Consider the following 21740-nt stretch of genomic DNA (forward strand, 5'->3'; position numbering starts at 1 on the left):
TTGACGAAAAGAACCGGCTGTGCGCTGGCGGGGCCGGATCGGGCCGGCCCGCGCATCGGTGGCCGACGCCACTCGCCGCGGTCGCGCGGTTGCGCTAAAATTTTCCACCATGCTAGATCCTCGCGCACGAACCCTCCTGAAAACCCTGATCGAACGGTATATCGCCGACGGTCAGCCAGTCGGATCGCGCACGTTGTCCCGTTACTCCGGGCTCGAGCTGAGCCCGGCGACGATCCGCAACGTGATGTCCGACCTGGAGGAGCTCGGCCTCGTGTCGAGCCCGCACACGTCGGCCGGCCGCGTGCCGACGCCGCGCGGCTACCGGCTGTTCGTCGACACGATGCTGACGGTCGAGACGCCGATCGACGCCGAGGCCGTCGCGCGGCAGGTGCAGAACACGCTGCAGGCCGGCGAGCCGCAGCAGCGGGTCGTGGCGGCCGCGGCGAGCGTGCTGTCGAACCTGTCGCAGTTCGCGGGCGTCGTGCTGACGCCGCGCCGCAGCCACGTGTTCAAGCAGATCGAGTTCATGCGCCTGTCGGACAAGCGCATCCTGCTGATCATCGTCACGCCCGAGGGCGACGTGCAGAACCGGATGCTCGCGACGCCGCGCGATTACTCGCCGTCGCAACTGACCGAGGCGTCCAACTACATCAACGCGCATTTCGCCGGCCTGTCGTTCGACGAGGTGCGCCGCCGCCTGCGCGACGAGATCGACCAGTTGCGCGGCGACATGACCGCGCTGATGCATCTGGCGGTGACGGCCAGCACCGAGGTGCCCGACACCGAGGACACCGTGCTGATTTCCGGCGAGCGCAACCTGCTCGAGGTGGCGGATCTCTCGTCCGACATGGCCCGGCTGCGCAAGCTGTTCGACGTATTCGACCAAAAGACGGGCCTCCTGCAACTGCTCGACGTGTCGAGCCACGCCCAGGGCGTGCAGATCTTCATCGGCGGAGAATCGACGCTCGTGCCGATCGAGGAAATGAGCGTGGTTACCGCGCCTTACGAGGTGAACGGGCAGATTGTCGGCACGCTCGGCGTGATCGGCCCGACCCGCATGGCGTACAACCGCGTGATACCGATTGTCGACATCACCGCGCGCCTGCTGTCGCTCACGCTGAGCCAGCAGTAGCCCGCAATCGCCAGCCCGATCCCGCCCCGTCATCGTGCCGCGGCACCGCGTGAGCCGACAGTCGGCCGAACGGCTAGCCGACCGGCGCGAGGCGGCCCGCTATAATTGAGAGCCGTCCGGTCCCGTGCCCCGAGCACGTTCTTGCCCATGCGTTTCGATCTTGAGCCGCCTTCGGCCACCGCGGCCGCCCATCGCATCGGCGTGCTGCTGATCAATCTCGGCACGCCCGACGCGCCCACGCCGCGCGCCGTGCGGCGCTATTTGGCCGAATTCCTGTCGGATCCGCGGGTCGTCGAGATTCCACAGGCCGTCTGGCAGGTGCTGCTGCGCACGCTGATCCTGCCGCTGCGCGGCCGTGCGTCCGCGAAGAAATATGCGGCCGTCTGGATGCCCGAGGGCTCGCCGCTGCGCGTGCACACCGAGCGCCAGACCGACAGCGTGCGGTACCTGCTCGCGTCGAACGGTTATCAGGTGCAGGTCGACTATGCGATGCGCTACGGCAGTCCGAACATTGCGCACGCGCTCGCGCAGTTCAAGCGCGCCGGCGTCGAGCGCGTGCTGCTGATGCCGATGTATCCGCAATACTCGGCGTCGACCACGGCCACCGCATTCGACGCTGCATTCGACGCGCTCGCGCGCATGCGCAACCAGCCGGAAGTGCGCACGGTGCGGCACTACGCCGACCATCCGGCCTATATCCACGCGCTGGCCGAGCAGGTGCGCCAGTATTGGGCGCAGCACGGCCGGCCGGACTTCGCGGCCGGCGACAAGCTGGTGCTGAGCTTTCACGGCGTGCCGAAGCGCACGCTCGACCTCGGCGATCCCTATCACGACCAGTGCCAGCAGACGGGCGCGCTGCTGATGGCCGCGCTCGGGCTGTCGACGACCGAGTGTCGCGTCACGTTCCAGTCGCGTTTCGGCAAGGCCGAATGGCTGCAGCCTTATACCGCGCCGACGCTGCGCGAGTTCGGCGAGGCCGGCGTGCGGCGGGCCGACGTGTTCTGTCCCGGTTTCACGGCCGACTGCCTGGAGACGATCGAGGAGATCGGCATGGAAGTGCGCGACGAGTTCCTCGCCGGTGGCGGCAAGGCATTCCACCGCATTCCGTGCCTGAACGGCGCACCGGCGTGGATCGGCGCGCTCGGCGAGATCGTGGCCGAGAATCTGCAGGGCTGGCCGGTCAGGGCCGCGCAGCCCGAAACGGTGAGTTAAGTGCGATGAATTACAAGATTTCGACCGAACCGGGCGCGAAGCTGCGCATCGACAAATGGCTGTGGGCGGCCCGGTTCTTCAAGACGCGCTCGCTCGCGACCGATGCGGTCGACAAAGGGCACGTGAAGATCGGCGGCGCGGCGGTCAAGCCGGCGAAGGAAGTGCGCGTTGGCGACGAGGTCGAGATTGCGATCGACGGCATCGTCTGGCACATTGCCGTGCTCGGCGTGTGCGACGTGCGCGGGCCAGCGAGCGTTGCGCAGACGCTTTACGAGGAAACGGAAGCGGGGCGGGCCGCACGGCTCGCCGAACTGGAGCGGCGCCGCACGTATCGCGAGCCGGCGGCCGAATTGCACGGCCGGCCGACGAAACGCGACCGGCGCATCATCGACAGATTTTCTGGTGGGAGCTGAACATCTGGTCGAACGTCGCCCGCGCGCTTCCGTATTCGGTCGTGCGGTCGGTGACGGCTCCCGACAGGCAGATGGTGGTGGTGCCGGCGATGAGTACCAGCGCGACCACCGAAATCGCAAAGGTCAGTTTCACGGTACTCCCCTCGAGAAGACGGGTGAAGACGGCGACAGGTGGTGGTTGTAAGGCGTCGGTCAGCTAAGGGTAAACACGCTTTTCCGACGCTTGAGTGGAGTGTAGTGCAGCGGGACTGTGCCAAGCTAGTACTTGCCAGGTAAGCGTTGTTACAGCCCGTTTCGCCCGCTCTGGCCGACTATGCGTGCGATGCACCGGGGCGACGCGCGGTTGTTTCGCCGCATTGGAGAATGCCGGCGAATAACCCTCTTGAAATCGTAGTTTTCACCCTTATTTGCACCAGCAATGTGCGGTACCGCCGGGTATACGGTCCGGCGGTTGCCGATTTGGCTTCAACCTCTAATCGACTTTCAGCGACATGGAAAACACGCAAGAGAACCCGGCTACCCAATCGGCCGAAGATATCGGCAGCGAGAAGCAGGCGGCGCAAGGCGCTGCTCCCGCCGCCGAAGCAGCCGACGCGGCGCTCGCGGAGGCTCAAGCCAAGGTCGCCGAGCTGCAGGAAAGCTACCTGCGAGCGAAGGCCGAGACCGAGAACGTCCGCCGTCGCGCGCAGGACGACGTCTCGAAGGCGCACAAGTTCGCGATCGAAGGCTTCGCGGAACACCTGCTGCCTGTGCTGGACAGCCTGGAAGCCGCTGTCAGCGACACGTCCGGCGACATCGCGAAGGTGCGCGAAGGCGTCGAACTGACGCTGCGCCAGCTGACGAGCGCACTCGAAAAGGGCCGCGTCGTCGCGCTGAACCCGGTTGGCGAGAAGTTCGATCCGCACCAGCACCAGGCGATTTCGATGGTGCCGGCCGAGCAGGAGCCGAACACCGTCGTCACCGTGCTGCAGAAGGGCTATACGATCGCCGACCGCGTGCTGCGTCCGGCGCTCGTCACCGTCGCGCAGCCGAAGTAAGGCGATCAGGATGGTGCCCGTCGGCATCGATCCGGCCGCGTTTGACGCGTTCGACATGCAGGCGCTGGACGCCGGCACGTTCGACGCGGCGATCGACGGCGCGGGGGATGCGCTCGCGGTGGTGTTCTTCTGGGGCGTCGACTGCTTCAACTGCGAGATCGCGAAGAAGGCGATGCTCGCCCAGCCGGACGCGATTCGCGCGCTGGATCTGAAGTGGTTCCATTGCAACGTTTACGAACACGCCGAGCTGGGGCGCCGCTTCGGCCTTCATGGCGTGCCGACGTGGCTCTTTTTCCACCGCGGCAAGCGTCTCGGCCGGGCGACCGGCTGGCATGGCCTCGTGCAGTTCGGGGCGGCCGTGTCGGCGGCGCGCGCGAAGATCGCGGCGGCGGCCGGTCGTGCGCCGGCGGTGGGCGATCCGCTAGCCGGCGGCGATTGAAAAAATTTAATATCCGCATCGCTCGTCGGGTCTTGAAAACGGACCGGACGGACGCATTTCGGGAACAGAGTTGAATTCTGGCGCGCGAAACTGCCCCAAAACGTGGGGTTTTGCGCAGCAAACAAGCATTTCTGGAGATTAGGAAAAAATGGGAAAGATCATCGGTATTGACCTCGGCACCACGAACTCGTGCGTCGCCATCATGGAAGGCAACCAGGTCAAGGTCATCGAGAACTCGGAAGGCACGCGCACCACGCCGTCGATCATCGCCTACATGGACGATAACGAAGTGCTGGTCGGCGCGCCGGCCAAGCGTCAGTCGGTGACCAACCCGAAGAACACGCTGTTCGCAGTGAAGCGCCTGATCGGCCGCCGCTTCGAAGAGAAGGAAGTCCAGAAGGACATCGGCCTGATGCCGTACAGCATCGTCAAGGCCGACAACGGCGACGCATGGGTCGAAGCGCATGGCGAAAAGCTCGCACCGCCGCAGGTTTCGGCGGAAGTGCTGCGCAAGATGAAGAAGACGGCCGAAGACTACCTCGGCGAGCCGGTCACGGAAGCCGTGATCACGGTGCCGGCGTACTTCAACGACAGCCAGCGTCAGGCGACCAAGGACGCCGGCCGCATCGCGGGCCTCGAAGTCAAGCGGATCATCAACGAGCCGACCGCAGCCGCGCTCGCGTTCGGCCTCGACAAGGTCGAGAAGGGCGACCGCAAGATCGCCGTGTATGACCTCGGCGGCGGCACGTTCGACGTGTCGATCATCGAAATCGCGGACGTCGACGGCGAAATGCAGTTCGAAGTGCTGTCGACCAACGGCGACACGTTCCTCGGCGGCGAGGACTTCGACCAGCGCATCATCGATTACATCATCGGCGAGTTCAAGAAGGAGCAGGGCGTCGACCTGTCGAAGGACGTGCTCGCGCTGCAGCGCCTGAAGGAAGCCGCTGAAAAGGCGAAGATCGAGCTGTCGTCGAGCCAGCAGACCGAAATCAACCTGCCGTACATCACGGCGGACGCGTCGGGCCCGAAGCACTTGAACCTGAAGATCACCCGCGCGAAGCTGGAAGCGCTGGTGGAAGACCTCGTTGAGCGCACGATCGAACCGTGCCGCATCGCGATCAAGGATGCAGGCGTCAAGGTGTCGGACATCGACGACGTGATCCTGGTCGGCGGCCAGACGCGCATGCCGAAGGTGCTGGAGAAGGTGAAGGAGTTCTTCGGCAAGGATCCGCGTCGTGACGTGAACCCGGACGAAGCCGTCGCAGTCGGCGCGGCGATCCAGGGCCAGGTCCTGTCGGGCGACCGCAAGGACGTGCTGCTGCTCGACGTGACCCCGCTGTCGCTCGGTATCGAGACGCTCGGCGGCGTGATGACGAAGATGATCAGCAAGAACACGACGATCCCGACGAAGCACGCGCAGGTGTACTCGACGGCCGACGACAACCAGGGCGCCGTGACGATCAAGGTGTTCCAGGGCGAACGCGAAATGGCAGCCGGCAACAAGCTGCTCGGCGAGTTCAACCTGGAAGGCATCCCGCCCGCACCGCGTGGCGTGCCGCAGATCGAAGTGAGCTTCGACATCGACGCGAACGGCATCCTGCACGTCGGCGCGAAGGACAAGGCGACCGGCAAGGAAAACAGGATCACGATCAAGGCCAACTCGGGTCTGTCCGAGGCTGAAATCGACCAGATGATCAAGGACGCGGAAGCGAACGCAGCGGAAGACCACAAGCTGCGCGAGCTGGCCGATTCGCGCAACCAGGGCGACGCGCTGGTCCACAGCACGAAGAAGGCGCTCACCGAGTACGGCGACAAGCTGGACGCGGGCGAGAAGGAAGCGATCGAAGCGTCGCTGAAGTCGCTCGAGGAAGTGTTGAAGGACACGTCGGCCGACAAGGCTGCGATCGACGCGAAGGTCGAGGAACTCGGCAAGGTGTCGCAGAAGCTCGGCGAAAAGATGTACGCCGACATGCAGGCCCAGCAGGCAGGTGCAGCCGGCGCGGCCGGTGCAGCTGAAGGCGCGGCCCACGCAGGCGGCGCACAGCAGGCTGCCGACGACGTCGTCGACGCCGAGTTCAAGGAAGTGAAGAAGGACTAAGTCGGGTTGCAATGGCACCGCACGCCGCGCGTGGAAACGCGCGCGGCGCGACTGACCAGCGGCTGAAAAGCGGTCTGTCTTTCCTTCCGGATGGCCGGATCGACTCCACGCCTGGCGGGCTTCGCGGCCCTCCGGGCACATTTGTTTTTTGGCGGGTGCTGCGCGAGCCGTCCGCGGACGGCGCAGCGCCAGACGAGTCGAGAGACTTTACTGCAGGCGAAAGGAGCCGCCGCGTGCGCGATGCGTGGCGGCACAGTGAATCGATATGGCGAAACGGGATTACTACGAGGTTCTGGGCGTCGCGAAGAATGCGGGCGACGACGAAATCAAGAAGGCATATCGCAAGCTTGCGATGAAGTATCACCCTGACCGCAATCCGGACAGCAAGGATGCGGAAGAGCATTTCAAGGAGGTGAAGGAAGCCTATGAAATGCTGTCGGATGGCCAGAAGCGGGCAGCGTACGACCAGTACGGCCACGCGGGCGTCGATCCGAACATGGGCGGTGCGGGTGCACAGGGCTTCGGCGGCTTTGCGGATGCGTTCGGCGACATCTTCGGCGACATCTTCGGCCAGGCCGCGGGCGGCGCCGCGCGCGGTGGCCGCGGCGGCCCGCAGGTGTATCGCGGTGCCGACCTGCGCTACAGCATGGAAATCACGCTCGAGCAGGCCGCGCACGGCTACGACACGCAGATCCGCGTGCCGAGCTGGGTGTCGTGCGAGGTCTGCCACGGGTCGGGTGCGAAGCCCGGCACGAAGCCGGAAACCTGTCCGACCTGTCATGGCCAGGGCACGGTGCGCATGTCGCAGGGCTTCTTCAGCATCCAGCAGACCTGCCCGAAGTGCCACGGCACGGGCACCTACATCCCGGAGCCGTGCGTGCATTGCCACGGGTCGGGCAAGGTGAAGGAAACCAAGACGCTCGAAGTGAAGATCCCGGCCGGGATCGACGACGGGATGCGGATCCGCTCGGCCGGCAACGGCGAGCCGGGCATCAACGGCGGGCCGCCGGGCGACCTGTACGTCGAGATCCACATCAAGCCGCACTCGGTGTTCGAGCGCGACGGCGACGATCTCCACTGCCAGATGCCGATCCCGTTCACGACCGCCGCGCTCGGCGGCGAGATCGAGGTGCCGACGCTGGCCGGCCGTGCATCGTTCCCGGTGCCGGAAGGCACGCAGTCGGGCAAGACGTTCCGCCTGCGCGGCAAGGGCATCAAGGGGCTGCGTTCGAGCATTGCGGGCGATCTGTACGTCCACGTGCAGGTCGAGACGCCCGTGAAGCTGACCGACAACCAGCGCGACCTGCTCAAGCAGTTCGAGAAATCGCTGGCCGAGGGCGGCGCGCGTCACAGCCCGCAGAGCAAGAGCTGGTTCGATCGTGTGAAGAGCTTCTTCGAGTAACTCGAGTAACAGCATGACTGAAGGCAACGAGAGCGCGTCGTTCGCGCTCTTGGACGATTGCGACTCGACCGCGTCCGCGCGGTCGAGTCGTTTGTATTCGGGATTCGTGCGCGAACGCGTGTGCACGGATCCGGCGCGGCTCGACGAAATCGATGCAGCGGTCGTACAGGATCTGCGCGACGGGCTGCATGCGGTCGTCGTCGGCGATTACGAATTCGGACGCAACCTGCAACGAGCGCAGCCCGGCCATGCCCCGCTGCGCTTTTTGCTGTATGCGCGCTGCGAGCGCCTGTCGCGCGACGAAGTCGACGCGTGGCTCGCGCAGCAGGACGGCGGCGGCACGCCGTCGATCGCGGGCGTCGCGCATGTCGAGAAGAGCGTGTCGCGCGACGCGTTCGACGCGGCGATCGCCGCGGTGCACGACGCGCTGTGTGCGGGCGATTCATACCAGGTCAACTACACATACCGCCTGAACTTCGACGTGTTCGGTACGCCGCTCGCGCTGTACCGGCGGCTGCGTGCGCGCCAGCCCGTGCGTTACGGCGCGCTGGTCGCGTTGCCCGACGATACGTGGGTCGCGTCGTGTTCGCCCGAGCTGTTCGTCGAGAAGCACGGCGACGTGCTGCGCGCGCGGCCGATGAAGGGCACGGCGCCACGTTCGGCCGATCCTCGCGACGATGCGGCGGCGGCTGCGTTCCTCGCGAACGATCCGAAGAACCGTGCGGAAAACGTGATGATCGTCGACCTGCTGCGCAACGACGTATCGCGGATCGCGCGCACCGGGACGGTCCGCGTGCCGGCGCTGTTCTCCGTCGAGCCATATGCGTCGGTGTGGCAGATGACGTCGACGGTCGAGGCCGGCTGGCGCCAAGGGACGACGTTCGCGCAGATGCTGCGTGCGCTGTTTCCGTGCGGATCGATCACGGGCGCGCCCAAGCACAAGACGATGCAGTTGATCGATGCGATCGAGTCGACGTCGCGCGGACTCTATACGGGCGCGATCGGCTGGCTTGACGCTGCGAAGCAAGGTGCCGATTCCGACGCGCCGGGTGATCGCCTGGCCGGTTGCGGCGACTTCTGCCTGTCGGTCGCGATCCGCACGTTGACGCTCGATGCTACGGGCGAAGGTGCTGACCGCGAAGGTGCGACCGGTGCCGGCGCCGAGGCACGCGATCCGGCGACGCCAATCGCCGGCCGGCGCCGCGGCACGATGGGTGTCGGCGCGGGCATCGTGCTCGACAGCGTCGCGGCCGACGAATATGCGGAGTGCGAATTGAAAGCGCGATTCCTGACGGACGCCGATCCCGGCTTCCAGCTGTTCGAAACGACCGCCGCCACACGTGCGGACGGCATCCGGCATCTCGATCGGCATCTCGTGCGGCTGCAGCGTAGCGCGGACGCGCTCGGCTTCCGCGTCGACGTCGATGCATTACGTCGCGAGATCGACGCGCGCTGCGCGGCGCTCGACGGCGACGGTGCTTACCGGATGAAGCTCGCGCTCGCGAAGGACGGCACGATCGAGATCGTCGCAGCGCCGCTCAAGCCGCTGCCGGCGGGGCCGGTAGGCGTGCTGCTGGCGTCCGCGCACGGCTTTGCGCCGACCCGTGCGAGCGATGCGCTGCTGCTGCACAAGACGACACGTCGCGCGGAATATGATCGCGCGTGGCAGGCGGCGGAGGCGCTTGGGAGTTTCGACATGCTGTTCATCAACGAGCGCGGCGAGGTGACGGAGGGCGGGCGCTCGAACCTGTTCGTGAAGCTCGACGGCCAGTGGGTGACGCCGCCGCTCGCGTCTGGCGTGCTGCCGGGCGTGATGCGCGGCGTGATGCTCGATGATCGCGCGTTCGGCGCGACGGAGCGGGTCGTGACACGCGACGATCTCGCGCGCGCGGAGGCGCTGCTGCTGACCAACGCGCTGCGCGGTGCGCTCGACGCGGTATTGAAGTAACCGGCAGATCATCAACCACTGCCGGCAACGTATGAAAGAAAAAGCGCGACGCCCTGCAAAGGGCGCCGCGCTTTTTTCATCGAGGCACCGGCGAACGCATCGCCGGCCCCGTCACTGGCGTCAGAACGAATGCTCGGGGCCGGGGAACGAACCGTCCTTTACCGCGCCCACATACGCTTCGACGGCCGTCTGGATGTTCGGCTGCCCCTGCATGAAATCCTTGACGAAGCGCGGCCGTTTGCCGGGGAACACGCCGAGCATGTCGTGCAGCACGAGCACCTGTCCCGAGCAGTCGACGCCCGCGCCGATGCCGATCGTCGGGATCTTCAGCATGTGCGTGACTTCGGAGGCAACGAGCGTCGGCACCGCTTCGAGCACGACGAGCTGCGCGCCCGCATCCTCGACCGCGCGCGCGTCGCGCAGCAACTGCGCGGCCCCGGCCTCGGTCTTGCCTTGCACCTTGAAACCACCGAACGCGTGCACCGATTGCGGCGTGAGGCCCACATGCGCGCACACGGGCACCGCGCGCTCGACGAGGAACCGGATCGTCTCGGCGAGCCATTCGCCGCCTTCGAGCTTGACCATCTGCGCACCGGCGCGCATCAGCTTGACGGCACTCGCGAATGCTTCGGCCGGCGTACCGTACGTGCCGAACGGCAGATCGGCGACGACCAGCGCGCGCGGCTGCGCGCGGGCGACACAGGCGGTGTGATACGCGATGTCGTCGAGCGATACGGGCAGCGTGGTCGTGTGGCCCTGCAGCACGTTGCCGAGCGAATCGCCGATCAGCAGCACGTCGACGCCCGAACGGTCGAGCAGCGCGGCAAAGCTCGCGTCGTAGCAGGTGAGCATCGCGATCTTCTCGCCGGCGTCGCGCATTGCCTGCAGCTTGGGCACCGTGACGGCAGGCCGGCTCGATTCCTGGAGATAGGTCATGGGAAATCCGGTTCGAATGGGTGAGGAACGACAGGCGAGGACGCTTTAGCGCGTCGTCTCGCCCTTGACGAAGAATTCCTTGCGGCCGCGCATCGTCTCGATGCGCTCGATCAGCAGGGCGAGATCTTCGGGGGAATCCTGCGGATTCAGGTGTTCCGCGGCGACCGTCAGCACCGGCGTGCGGTCGTAGTGGTAGAAGAATTCGTTGTACGCGTCGACGAGCGAGCGCAGGTACGCATCGCTGATCTGCAGCTCCATCGGCAGTCCGCGCTTCTGGATGCGCGAGAACAGCACTTCGGGGCTCGCCTGCAGGTAGACGACGAGATCGGGTGACGGCGCCTGCGGCACGTCCACGTGTGTCGCGACCGAGCGGTAGAGCTGCCATTCGTCTTCCGGCAGGTTCAGCCGCGCGAAGATGTCGTTCTTCTGCGGCATGAAATCGGCGATGACCGGGCGGCCCGTTTCGAGCGCACCGATCAGCTCGCGTGCCTGCTGCGCGCGCTGCAGCGCGAACGACAGCTGCACGGGCAGCGCGTAGCGCGCCGTATCGCGATAGAAGCGTTCGAGGAACGGGTTGTCCTGCGGGCGCTCGAGCAGCGTCTGCATCGACCAGCGCTCGGCGAGCAGGCGCGCGAGCGTCGTCTTGCCGACGCCGATCGGGCCTTCGATCACGAGATAGCGGTGCGGGGCGCGCAGGTCGGGCGCAGTGACGGTGAGGGGAGTCGGGGTCATCGGCAGCGGTTCTTGTCGGCGTCTTCGCTGGCAGCGAGCGCCTTCTGCATCAGGCACTGGCAGGTCTGCACCTTCTCGACACGCTGGTTGGCGACGGCGGCGAGGAAGGCATCGGCACGGCCGCGTGCGGGAATGTCGAGTGCCGGGTCGATCTCGACGAGCGGCACGAGTGCGAACGCACGGTCGGTGAGGCGCGGGTGCGGGACGATCAGGTCGGGTTCGTCGATCGAGTCGGCGCCGAACAGCAGGATGTCGAGATCGAGCGTGCGCGGCGCGTTGCGATACGGGCGCTCACGGCCGAAGTGATGTTCGATCTTCTGGCAGAGGGCGAGCAGCTCACGGGCCGACAGCGTCGTGTCGAGCTTGACGACGCAGTTGTAGTAGTCGTCGCCGCCCGCTTCGAAGGGCGCCGTGCGATACAGGCTCGATTTGCCGAGGATCGAGATGGTGCGCTGCTGCGCGAGGCACACCACCGCGTCCTTCAGGGTCTGGCGCGCATCGCCGAGATTCGCCCCCAGTCCGATATATGCAACCGTCATGGCATCACTTCCTACGTCGTTCGCCGGCGAGCGCGTCAGTCGTCGGACCCGCCCGAGGTATCCGGTGCCTGCTCGGCGGCACCTTCACCCGGATTGCGGTTTCGCGCACCGCCGCGGCGGCGCCGCTTGCGGGGCGATTTTTCCTTCGAGCCGCCCTGCGTGAGCAATGCCTCGCGAGCGGCCGCGTCGCCTTCGATGAAATCCGTCCACCACTGTCCGACTTCCGTATCGAGCTCGCCGGATTCGCAGCGTAACAGGAGGAAATCATACCCCGCTCTAAACCTTTGGTGTTCCAGCAGCCGCATCGCGCTGCGGCCCGAGCGTTTCTCGAGGCGCAGCTGCAGGCCCCAGATCTCGCGCATGTCGGCCGAATAGCGCTTGTGGATCGCGAGTTTCTCGGTCTGCATGTCGAGCACGTCGTCCATCGCGCGATGGAGCGCCGGCACCGGGATTTCGCCCTCGGCCGTGTATTGCTCGAAGCGCTGGCGCATGTCGTGCCACAGCAGCGTCGCGAACAGGAAGCCCGGCGACACCGGCTTGCCGGCGCGCACGCGCGCGTCGGTGTTGTTCAGCGCCAGCGTGATGAACTTCTCGCCCTGCGGCTGTTCGAGCACGACGTCGAGCAGCGGCAGCAGCCCGTGGTGCAGGCCTTCCTTGCGCAACCGCGTCAGACACGCGAGTGCATGGCCCGACAGCAGCAGCTTCAGCATTTCGTCGAACAGGCGCGCGGCCGGCACGTTGTTGATCAGGTCGGCGAGCGCGTTGATCGGTTCGCGCGTGTGCGGCTCGATCTCGAAGCCGAGCTTCGCCGCGAAGCGCACGACGCGCAGCATCCGCACCGGATCCTCGCGGAAGCGCGTGGCCGGATCGCCGATCATCCGCAACAGGCGGGCGCGCATGTCGGCCATCCCGTCGTGGTAGTCGAGCACCGTCTGCGTCGACGGGTCGTAGTACATCGCGTTGATCGTGAAGTCGCGGCGTGCGGCGTCTTCGTGCTGCTCGCCCCACACGTTGTCGCGCAGCACACGGCCGCTCGCGTCGACCGCGTGGGTGCGGCGATCGAGTTCGTCGCGCTTCAGGCGCTTCGGCGGCTCGGCAGCGGCCGCCTCGGGCGGCGCATCGACCAGCGCGCGGAACGTCGACACTTCGATCAGTTCCTGGCCGAACTGCACGTGGACGATCTGGAAGCGACGGCCGATCAGGCGCGCGCGGCGGAACAGGCGCTGCACCTCGGTCGGTGTCGCATCGGTCGCGACGTCGAAGTCCTTCGGCGCGATGCCGAGCAGCAGGTCGCGTACCGCACCGCCGACGATGAAGGCACGGAAGCCCGCCTGCTGCAGCGTGTCGGTCACGCGCACGGCATTCTTCGAGATCAGCGCCGGGTTGATGCCGTGCACGCTGGCCGGCACAACGGTCGGCTCATGGTTGCTGCGTGGTTTCTTCGCGCTGCCGCGGGCGCCCTTCGGGGCACGCGGGGTAGCAGGGGCCGCTTCGTCGGCCGGGGCCGCTGCGGGAGATGTTTGCTCGGTTTCGTCCTGGCCGAGCAGCTTGCGGATGAATTTTTTGATCACGACGTTCAGGAGAGCTCGAGGATGCGCCAGCCGCGGTTGCTTGCATGCGCACGCAGCGTGTCGTCAGGGTTGGTCGCGATCGGGTCGGTGACTTTCTCGAGCAACGGGATGTCGTTGTGCGAGTCGCTGTAGAAGTAGGTGTGCGTGAAGTCGCTCCATTGCTTGCCGAGCGACGCGAGCCACGCTTCGGTCCGCACGATCTTGCCTTCGCGATAGCTCGGCGTGCCGGTCGGCCGGCCCGTGTACGGCGAATCGGGATGCCCGTCGGTCGTTTCGACCTCGCAGGCGATCAGCGTGTCGACGCCGAACGCGGTTGCGATCGGGCGCGTGATGAATTCGTTGGTCGCCGTCACGACGCAGCACAGGTCGCCCGCATCGAGGTGCTTGCGCACGAGCTCGAGCGCGGCGGGCGTCATTGCGGGCCGGATCACCTCGTGCATGTACTGCTCGTGCCATTGCGCGAGCTGTGCGCGCGAATACTTCGCGAGCGGCGTGAGCATCGCCGTGAGGTACGCGTGGATGTCGAGCTTGCCGGCCTTGTAGTCGGCGAAGAACTGATCGTTCTGACGCGAGAAGCTTTCCGCGTCGACGATGCCGAGCTTCACCATGAAGCGGCCCCATTCGTGGTCGCTATCGGTCGTGATCAGCGTGTGATCGAGGTCAAAGAGTGCCAGATTAGTCATGGAAGCGCATTTTACTCGAAGCGGTTCGGGCCGGTGCCCGGAGGTGTGATGTCGTCGCCGGGACGCGCCAGCATGCGGCGCAGCAACGGCAGCGTGACGGCGCGTTTTTGCTCGAGCGAGAAGCGGTCGAGCGCGTCGAGCAGCGCCATCAGGCTCGGCATGTCGCGGCGGAAATGGGTCAGCAGGTAGGCGGCGATGTCGTCGGTGAGCGCGATCCCGCGCTCCTTCGCCGCGAGCTTGAGCACGGCGATCTTGCCGGCATCGGACGGCGGCGACAGGTGGAACACGAGCCCCCAGCCGAGGCGCGTGCGGAGATCCTCGCGCACGTCGAGTGCGAGCGGCGCCGCGGGGCCCGCCGCGACGAATGCGCTCGACGGGTGCGCGCGCACTTCGTTGAACAGGTTGAACAGCGCGACCTGCTGCGGGTCGCTCATCCGGTCGCAGTCGTCGATCGCGTAGATGCCGATGCGCGGGTCGAACGTGAACGCGCCGAGCGGGCTTTGCGGTGTGAGATAGCGCGCATAGCCGTACGACGCATCGCTCACGAGCGCCTGCAGCAGGTGGGTGCGGCCGCTGCCGGGCTCGCCCCAGATGTAGAACGACCGGTCCGGCACGGGGCCCGCCGCGAGCGCGAGGTCGAGCTTCTGCAGGCGCGAGATGAGCTCGTCGTTCTCCTCGTTCATGATGAAGTTGTCGAACGTGGCGGGCGGCGGCGTGCCGAGATCGAGCGTCAGTTGACGGGACACAACAGTCACAATGCGGGTCGGTTGAAAATACGCGCGCCGTACGCCGGGCACGCGCCGGGAGCTGCGCCTTCGTGGGCTTCACGCGCGACCGCACGCACGGCGCCACGCCGGTTTCGGCGCGGTTCGCTCGGCGATGAAAACGGGGACGTGTTGACCAAGATGCAATCCCTGACGATTCGGTGCTGGGAATTCCGGCCAACGGGCCGGCTTCGGGTAAAATCGCATTTTACCGACCTTCTCGCATTCCCCCATGAATCCTCCGAAATCCGCTCCTGACGCTCAGGGTCTGTCCTATCGCGACGCAGGCGTCGACATCGACGCGGGCGACGCGCTCATCGACAAGATCAAGCCTTTTGCGAAGAAAACCCTGCGCGACGGCGTGCTCGGCGGCATCGGCGGGTTCGGCGCGCTGTTCGAAGTGCCGAAGAAGTACAACGAGCCCGTGCTCGTGTCGGGCACCGACGGCGTAGGCACCAAGCTCAAGCTGGCGTTTCATCTGAACAAACACGACACGGTCGGCCAGGATCTCGTCGCGATGAGCGTGAACGACATCCTCGTGCAGGGCGCCGAGCCGCTGTTCTTCCTCGACTACTTCGCGTGCGGCAAGCTCGACGTCGATACCGCCGCAACGGTCGTCAAGGGCATCGCGCAGGGTTGCGAACTGTCGGGCTGCGCGCTGATCGGCGGTGAAACGGCCGAAATGCCGGGCATGTACCCGGACGGCGAATACGACCTGGCCGGCTTCGCGGTCGGCGCGGTCGAGAAGAGCAAGATCATCGACGGCAGCACGATCGCCGAAGGCGACGTGGTGCTGGGCCTCGCATCGAGCGGCATCCACTCGAACGGCTTCTCGCTCGTGCGCAAGATCATCGAGCGCGCGAACCCCGACCTTTCCGCCGATTTCCATGGCCGCTCGCTCGCCGACGCGCTGATGGCACCCACGCGCATCTACGTGAAGCCGCTGCTCGCGCTGATGCAGAAGCTGTCGGTGAAGGGCATGGCGCACATCACGGGCGGCGGTCTCGTCGAGAACATCCCGCGCGTGCTGCGCGAAGGCCTCACCGCCGAGCTCGACCAGAACGCGTGGCCGCTGCCGCCGCTGTTCAAGTGGCTGCAGGAGCACGGCGGCGTCGCCGATGCGGAAATGCACCGCGTGTTCAACTGCGGCATCGGCATGGCCGTGATCGTTTCGGCGGCCGATGCCGACGCAGCGATCGCCGACCTGACCGCCGCCGGCGAACAGGTGTGGAAGATCGGCACCGTGCGTGCGACCCGCGAAGGCGAGGCGCAGACCGTCGTGGTCTGACGCACTGCCGCAGCAGATGCAGCAAGGAAAGCCGCCCGGAGTCGATCCGGGCGGCTTTTTTTCGGGCGCCGCGTGGCGTACGGACGCGCGCCGATGAAGGAGGGACGACGATGACCGAAGACGAACATGCGATCCGCACGCTCGTGGACAACTGGTTCGTGTCGAGCCGCCGCGGCGACCTGGCGACCGTGCTCGACCTGATCGCCGACGACGCGATCTTCATGGTGGCGGGCAAGCCTCCGTTCGACAAGGCGGCGTTTGCGGCCGCGTCGCGTGACGCGAATGCCGGGGGCGGGCCCGCGCCGACGATCGACGGCCGCTACCGGATCGACGAACTGCGCGTGTTGGGCGACTGGGCGTACATGCGCAATTTCCTCGAAATCGAAGCGACGCCGCCGGGCGGCGACACGATCCGTCGTTCGGGCCATACGCTGACGATCTTCCGCAAGGCCGACGGCCGCTGGCAGCTCGTGCGCGACGCGAATCTCGTGACGCTCGCGCACTGAGCGCGGTGGCGCGGGCGCCGTCGCCCCCGCCCGCAGATGCTCATGCGGACTGCCGCGGCGCGCTAGCCGGGCGCACGCCGGCCAGCAACGGTGGCACGAGCAGGTAGAGCAGGGCCGCCACGGCCCAGACGAGCCCCGGCCACGTCGCGCGTGTCGCCGCATAGGTCGTGGTGACGACCAGTGGCCCCGCGACGCCGATCAGGCTCGCCACGCTCGCGAGCGCGCCTTGCAGTTCACCCTGGCGCGCATCGTCGACCTGCCGCGCGAGCATCGCCTGCAGTGCCGGCAGTGTCATGCCGCCCGCCGCGAACAGCGGCAGCAGCGCGAACGGCACCCACGCGGCGGTCGCGAACGCAATCGCCGCGAGCCCGAGCGCATCGCCCGCGAGGCCCAGTGCGAGCGCGCGGCGCTCGCCGAGCCGCGCGATCAGCGGCCCGATCGCGAATGCCTGCGCGAGTGCGTGACACGCGCCGTAGCCCGCCAGCGACAGCCCCGCGATCGGTGTCGACCACCCGAAATGTTCCTGGCCATACAGGATCCACAGCGTGGCGGGTGCCTGCGACACCAGCGCCACGATCACGTAAATACCGATCAGCGGCACGAGCGCCGGTGAGCCGCTCAGTCGGCGCAGGCTGGCGAACGGGTTGAGCGCGCCGGCCGTCTGGCCTTCGCGGGCCGAACGCGGCCGCGACTCCGGCAGTGCGCGCCAGACGAGCACGAGATTGAGCGCGTTGAGCACGGCGGCCGCAACGAACGGCGCGCGCACATGCAGCGCGCCGAGCAGGCCGCCGATCAACGGGCCCGCGATGAAGCCGATGCCCATCATCGCGCCGAGCTGGCCGAAGCGTCGTGCGCGGTCGGGTTCGGCCGTGACGTCGGTGACGTATGCAGTCGCGACCGCGACGTTCGCGCCGGTGATGCCCGCGATCAGCCGCCCGACGTAGAGCCAGGCGAGCGTCGGCGCGAGTGCCATCAGCGGGTAGTCGAGCGCGGCGCCCGCGAGCGACACGAGCAGTACGGGCCGGCGGCCGAAGCGGTCGCTCAGCGCGCCGAGCAGCGGTGCGCACAGGAACTGCGCGAACGCGTACAGCGCGAGCAGTATCCCGTAGTGGGTGTCGGTGCTGTTCGCGCTGGCGAGCGAGCGCAGGAGCCCGGGCAGGATCGGCATCACGATCCCGACGCCGATCGCGTCGAGCAGGACCGTGGCCAGGATGGCAATCAGGGACGGATTCAAGAGGGTAACTCTATCGGTGATAGAGTGGTGATTATTCCACAGCTTTCCCTATCGGTGATAGAGATGAAGGACACAGGGGCGCGGCTGACGCGCGACACGGTACTGCGCGCGGCGCTCGAACTGCTCGATGAAGTCGGCATCGACGGGTTGTCGACGCGGCGGCTTGCCGAGCGGCTCGGCGTGCAGTCGCCGACGCTTTACTGGCATTTCCGGAACAAGGCCGAACTGCTCGACGCGATGGCCGAGGCGATCATGCTCGAGCGCCACGATGCGTCGCTGCCGCGGCCGGGTGAGGCGTGGGATGCGTGGCTTTTCGACAACGCGCGCAGTTTCCGTCGCGCACTGCTGGCCTATCGCGACGGCGCGCGCCTGCATGCCGGTACTCGGCCGCGCGCGCTGCATTTCAGTTCGATCGAGCGCAAGGTCGCGTTGCTCGGCGACGCGGGTTTCGCGCCGGACGAGGCGGTCGACGTGATGTATGCACTTGGCCGCTTCGTGGTGGGTTGGGTGCTGGAGGAGCAGGCGGAACCGGACGGCGAGGCCGATGCGCCGCTGCCGGACGCGGCCGAGTATCCGCTGCTCGTGAAGGGCTGGGCCGCGCTGCGCGCGCGCGGCGGCGACGAAGCGTTCGAGCGCGGCGTCGCATTGATCGTCGACGGCGCCCGCGCGCACCTGGCAGCGCGCGAGCGCAGCTGACGCGGTCAGGCCGGCGTGCTGCCGTCGAGCACGCGTTCCAGCGCATCGAGTGCGCGGGCCGTGGCGTCCGGCGCAATGCAGTCGACGACGATCCGCTCCGGCATCGCGCGCAGCCAGGTGATCTGGCGCTTGCAGAGCTGGCGCGTCGCGAAGATGCCCTTGTCGCGCATCGTCCGGTAGTCGGTGTCGCCGTCGAGGAATTCCCAAGCCTGCCGGTAGCCGACGCAGCGCATCGACGGCAGGTCGGGATGGAGGTCCTCGCGACGGCGCAGCCGCTCGACTTCGTCGATGAAGCCCGCGTCGAGCATCGCATCGAAGCGCTGCGCGATCCGTGCGTGCAGTACCGCGCGATCGGACGGTTCGAGCGCGACCGGCACGAAGCGGTAAGCGGCGGCGGCATCGTCACTGCGTCGCGGGGCGGCGAGCAGCACCGACATCGGCTGCCCGCTCAGCATGAACACCTCGAGCGCCCGCTGGATCCGTTGCGAATCGTTCGGCGCGAGCCGCGCGGCCGTAACGGGATCGACTTGCGCGAGTCGCGCGTGCAGCGCGGGCCAGCCATCGCGCGCGGCTTCGGCATCGAGCGTCGCACGCACGTCCGGATCGGCGCCGGGCAGGTCGTTGAGCCCCTGCGTCAGTGCCTTGTAGTACAGCATCGTGCCGCCCGCGAGCAGCGGCGTGCAGCCGCGCGCGGCGATCTCGCCGACCAGGCGCAGCGTGTCGGCGCGGAAACTCGCGGCCGAATACGCGTCGGCCGGATCGATGATGTCGATCAGGTGATGCGGCACGCTCGCGCGTTCTTCGCGCGACGGCTTCGCGGTGCCGATATCCATGTCGCGGTAGACGAGCGCGGAATCGACGCTGACGATCTCGATCGGGCGGCGCGCGGCGAGCGCCAGCGCCGCGGCCGTCTTGCCCGATGCGGTGGGGCCGAGCAGGCAGGCGATCGTCGTCGGGGTGGTGTGCGGTGCCGCGCTCATTGGCCGCGCATGAAGAGGCGGTCGAGATCGTTCAGCGTGAGCTGATACCACGTCGGCCGGCCGTGATTGCATTGGTCCGCGCGCTCGGTGGCCTCCATCTGCCGCAGCAGTGCGTTCATCTCGTCGAGCGTCAGGCGCCGGTTCGCGCGCACCGCATGGTGGCAGGCGAGCGTACCGAGCAGTTCGTGTTGACGCTCGGTGAGCACACGCGAGCCGCCGAACGCGTGAAGGTCGGCAAGCACCGCGCGCGCGAGCGACTGCAGGTCGGCATCCTTCAGCAGCGCCGGTACCGCGCGGATCGCGAGCGTCGTCGGCGACAGCACCGCCAGGTCGAAACCGAGCGATTCGAGCGTGTCGCGTTCCTCCTCGACCGTGCCGATCTCGATCGGCGTGGCCGTCATCGATACCGGCAGCAGGAGCGCCTGCACGGCGACCGAGCGGTCGGCGAGCGCGTTCTTGAACTGTTCGTACAGGATCCGTTCGTGTGCCGCGTGCATGTCGACGATCACGAGTCCGTGCGCGTTCTGCGCGAGCACGTAGATGCCGTGGATCTGGCCCAGCGCGAAGCCGAGCGGCTGCTCGTCGTGTGCGGTCGCGGCGATCGGCGATACGGTGAAGCCGGGCGGCGGCGCGACCGGCGTGTAGGCCGAATCGCGAGCGATGGTGGTCGCGCCGTCCGGCGTGCCGGCGCCGCTATCCTTGCGGCCGAACATCGCGTCGTAGAGCGCGAGCGGTTGCGCGACGGGCAGCGTGCCCTGCGTCATCCGCGCCTGGCGCATCCAGGTGTTGCCCGTCGACGAGGACGACGGCGACGAGAAGCCGCCGCCGATGCCACCCATGCCGCCGGTCGCGTGGCCCTGGCTTTGCCCGAGCGGCGTGTCCGGGAACGACGACGGCCCGCGCGGCGCCGGTTCGATATGCGCGGCATGGCCGCCCGCCGTGGTTTCCGGAGAGGCACCCGCATGGCGCGCGAGCGAGCGCTGGACCGCATGGAACACGTACTGGTGGATCGAGCGCGAATCGCGGAAGCGCACCTCGATCTTCGACGGGTGCACGTTCACGTCGACGGCTTCGGGCGGCAGGTCGAGGAACAGCACGTACGACGGGTAGCGGTCGCCGTGCAGCACGTCCTCGTAGGCCGCGCGCACCGCGTGCGTCAGCAGCTTGTCGCGCACGAAGCGGCCGTTGACGAAGAAATACTGCTGGTCGGCGCGCCCGCGGCTTGCGGTCGGCAGCCCGGCGCAGCCGTAGACGGCCAGCGGGCCGGCCTGTTCGTCGAGCGGCAGGTGCGCGGTCGCGAAGCTGTCGCCGAGGATCTTCGCGACGCGCTGCGCAGGCTCGGTCGCATTCCAGTGCTCGACCGCCTTGCCGTTGTGCAGCACCGAGATCGCGACGTCCGGCCGTGCGAGCGCCGCGCGGCGGATCATTTCCAGGCAGTGGCCGAACTCGGTCTGCTCGCTCTTCAGGAACTTGCGCCGCGCGGGCGTGTTGAAGTACAGCTCGCGGACCTCGATCGTCGTGCCGGTCGCACCGGCGGCGGGCGACAGCACGCCCGTCTGCGCGTCGATCTTCATCGCGTGCGCGGCATCGGCCGTGCGGCTCGTGATCGACATCTCGGCGACCGAGGCGATCGACGCGAGCGCTTCGCCGCGGAACCCGAGCGTTGCGACCGCCTCGAGCTCCTCGAGCGAGCGGATCTTGCTGGTGGCGTGGCGCATCAGCGCGAGCGCCAGCTCGTCGGGCGGAATCCCGCAGCCGTCGTCGGTGATCGAGATGCGCTTGACGCCGCCTTCTTCCAGCACGATGCGCAGCGTTTTGGCGCCCGCGTCCATCGCGTTCTCGAGCAGCTCCTTGACGACCGACGCCGGGCGTTCGACGACCTCGCCGGCGGCGATCTGGCTGATCAGCTGGTCGGGCAGGGGCTGGATCGCGCGCAGCGGGCGCGGAGCAGGGGCGGGCGTGTCGCCCGCGGCCGTTTCGGTGATATCGGACATGGCCGAATTATAGCGAGGCGGCGAATGCGTGCCGGGGCGGCCAAGCGTTACGTTTTTTCACGGAGCCTTAAGGTAGTTTCGGTATCATGACTCCGTTCCGCGCGCCGCCTTGGCTGGCGGGCGCCTCCGCCAT

21 protein-coding genes are annotated in these 21740 nt (G+C 67.3%); 11 read left to right on the forward strand and 10 right to left on the reverse strand.

The features are described from left to right. The first annotated feature begins 109 nt into the window (after positions 1–109). The 3 genes from hrcA (at position 110) to HAV18_RS14150 (ending at position 2757) form a co-directional block, all read left to right on the forward strand. On the forward strand, positions 110–1132 hold the full coding sequence (gene hrcA, locus HAV18_RS14140) for a heat-inducible transcriptional repressor HrcA (protein ID WP_048242933.1): 1023 nt from the start codon (positions 110–112) through the stop codon (positions 1130–1132). 147 nt (positions 1133–1279) lie between these two features. Further along, positions 1280–2344, forward strand: a complete 1065-nt coding sequence (gene hemH / locus HAV18_RS14145) for a ferrochelatase (protein ID WP_166956852.1) — start codon at positions 1280–1282, stop codon at positions 2342–2344. A 5-nt stretch (positions 2345–2349) separates the two neighbouring features. Further along, positions 2350–2757: an RNA-binding S4 domain-containing protein gene (locus HAV18_RS14150; RefSeq protein WP_021162216.1), complete on the forward strand. Its 408-nt coding sequence runs from the start codon at positions 2350–2352 to the stop codon at positions 2755–2757. Here the strand turns inward: HAV18_RS14150 and HAV18_RS14155 are convergent. Beyond that, on the reverse strand, positions 2729–2890 hold the full coding sequence (locus HAV18_RS14155; RefSeq protein ID WP_006476841.1) for a hypothetical protein: 162 nt from the start codon (positions 2888–2890) through the stop codon (positions 2729–2731). The two genes, HAV18_RS14150 and HAV18_RS14155, sit on opposite strands and share 29 nt — an antisense overlap. Before the next feature lie 358 nt (positions 2891–3248). On the opposite strand from HAV18_RS14155, the gene grpE reads away from it, so the two are divergent. From grpE to HAV18_RS14180, 5 genes are all read left to right on the forward strand, one after another. Beyond that, positions 3249–3794 (forward strand): nucleotide exchange factor GrpE, encoded by a 546-nt coding sequence (gene grpE / locus HAV18_RS14160; protein ID WP_166956854.1) that lies wholly within the window; start codon positions 3249–3251, stop codon positions 3792–3794. 10 nt (positions 3795–3804) lie between these two features. After that, positions 3805–4233, forward strand: a complete 429-nt coding sequence (locus HAV18_RS14165; protein WP_166956856.1) for a thioredoxin family protein — start codon at positions 3805–3807, stop codon at positions 4231–4233. Between the two features lie 148 nt (positions 4234–4381). Continuing rightward, positions 4382–6334, forward strand: coding sequence for a molecular chaperone DnaK (gene dnaK / locus HAV18_RS14170; RefSeq protein ID WP_166956858.1), 1953 nt, complete (start codon positions 4382–4384; stop codon positions 6332–6334). A 265-nt stretch (positions 6335–6599) separates the two neighbouring features. After that, positions 6600–7736, forward strand: a complete 1137-nt coding sequence (gene dnaJ / locus HAV18_RS14175) for a molecular chaperone DnaJ (RefSeq protein WP_166956860.1) — start codon at positions 6600–6602, stop codon at positions 7734–7736. Between the two features lie 13 nt (positions 7737–7749). Then, a complete protein-coding gene (locus HAV18_RS14180; RefSeq protein ID WP_166956862.1) occupies positions 7750–9684 on the forward strand; it encodes a chorismate-binding protein in 1935 nt (644 codons plus the stop codon). A gap of 120 nt (positions 9685–9804) precedes the next feature. Here the strand turns inward: HAV18_RS14180 and panB are convergent, their stop codons facing one another. The 6 genes from panB to hda are packed head-to-tail and all read right to left on the reverse strand — an operon-like array spanning position 9805 to position 14891. After that, entirely contained in the window at positions 9805–10620 is an 816-nt protein-coding gene (gene panB, locus HAV18_RS14185; RefSeq protein ID WP_166956864.1) for a 3-methyl-2-oxobutanoate hydroxymethyltransferase, read from the reverse strand. 45 nt (positions 10621–10665) lie between these two features. Next, positions 10666–11352 (reverse strand): deoxynucleoside kinase, encoded by a 687-nt coding sequence (locus tag HAV18_RS14190; RefSeq protein ID WP_166956866.1) that lies wholly within the window; start codon positions 11350–11352, stop codon positions 10666–10668. Beyond that, the gene (gene folK, locus HAV18_RS14195; RefSeq protein ID WP_166956868.1) at positions 11349–11891 is read right to left on the reverse strand and encodes a 2-amino-4-hydroxy-6-hydroxymethyldihydropteridine diphosphokinase; all 543 of its coding nucleotides are present in this window, start codon (positions 11889–11891) and stop codon (positions 11349–11351) included. The genes HAV18_RS14190 and folK overlap by 4 nt, the downstream gene beginning before the upstream one ends. 35 nt (positions 11892–11926) lie before the next feature. Further along, entirely contained in the window at positions 11927–13462 is a 1536-nt protein-coding gene (gene pcnB / locus HAV18_RS14200; RefSeq protein WP_166956870.1) for a polynucleotide adenylyltransferase PcnB, read from the reverse strand. Between the two features lie 5 nt (positions 13463–13467). Continuing rightward, the gene (locus tag HAV18_RS14205; RefSeq protein WP_166956872.1) at positions 13468–14145 is read right to left on the reverse strand and encodes an HAD family phosphatase; all 678 of its coding nucleotides are present in this window, start codon (positions 14143–14145) and stop codon (positions 13468–13470) included. 11 nt (positions 14146–14156) lie between these two features. Further along, positions 14157–14891 carry a DnaA regulatory inactivator Hda gene (hda, locus tag HAV18_RS14210; protein WP_347814756.1) on the reverse strand — a complete coding sequence of 245 codons (735 nt, stop codon included), beginning with the start codon at positions 14889–14891 and terminating at the stop codon, positions 14157–14159. A gap of 250 nt (positions 14892–15141) precedes the next feature. Between hda and purM the strand changes: the two genes are divergently transcribed. Continuing rightward, complete coding sequence (gene purM / locus HAV18_RS14215) at positions 15142–16197, forward strand: phosphoribosylformylglycinamidine cyclo-ligase (RefSeq protein WP_059235991.1); 1056 nt, start codon at positions 15142–15144, stop codon at positions 16195–16197. A 110-nt stretch (positions 16198–16307) separates the two neighbouring features. Next, entirely contained in the window at positions 16308–16703 is a 396-nt protein-coding gene (locus tag HAV18_RS14220) for an SgcJ/EcaC family oxidoreductase (RefSeq protein ID WP_166956882.1), read from the forward strand. Positions 16704–16743: 40 nt separating this feature from the next. Here HAV18_RS14220 and tet read toward each other — a convergent pair whose 3' ends face one another. Continuing rightward, on the reverse strand, positions 16744–17937 hold the full coding sequence (tet, locus tag HAV18_RS14225; RefSeq protein WP_166956884.1) for a Tet(A)/Tet(B)/Tet(C) family tetracycline efflux MFS transporter: 1194 nt from the start codon (positions 17935–17937) through the stop codon (positions 16744–16746). A 63-nt stretch (positions 17938–18000) separates the two neighbouring features. On the opposite strand from tet, the gene tetR reads away from it, so the two are divergent. Next, positions 18001–18633, forward strand: a complete 633-nt coding sequence (tetR, locus tag HAV18_RS14230) for a tetracycline resistance transcriptional repressor TetR (RefSeq protein WP_166956886.1) — start codon at positions 18001–18003, stop codon at positions 18631–18633. Positions 18634–18638: 5 nt separating this feature from the next. Here tetR and miaA read toward each other — a convergent pair whose 3' ends face one another. Beyond that, positions 18639–19613, reverse strand: a complete 975-nt coding sequence (gene miaA / locus HAV18_RS14235) for a tRNA (adenosine(37)-N6)-dimethylallyltransferase MiaA (protein ID WP_166956888.1) — start codon at positions 19611–19613, stop codon at positions 18639–18641. Then, positions 19610–21607 (reverse strand): DNA mismatch repair endonuclease MutL, encoded by a 1998-nt coding sequence (mutL, locus tag HAV18_RS14240; protein ID WP_166956890.1) that lies wholly within the window; start codon positions 21605–21607, stop codon positions 19610–19612. The genes miaA and mutL overlap by 4 nt, the downstream gene beginning before the upstream one ends. Positions 21608–21740: the final 133 nt, after the last annotated feature.

It is taken from the genome of Burkholderia sp. D-99 (genome assembly GCF_011605345.1).
GTDB lineage: Bacteria > Pseudomonadota > Gammaproteobacteria > Burkholderiales > Burkholderiaceae > Burkholderia.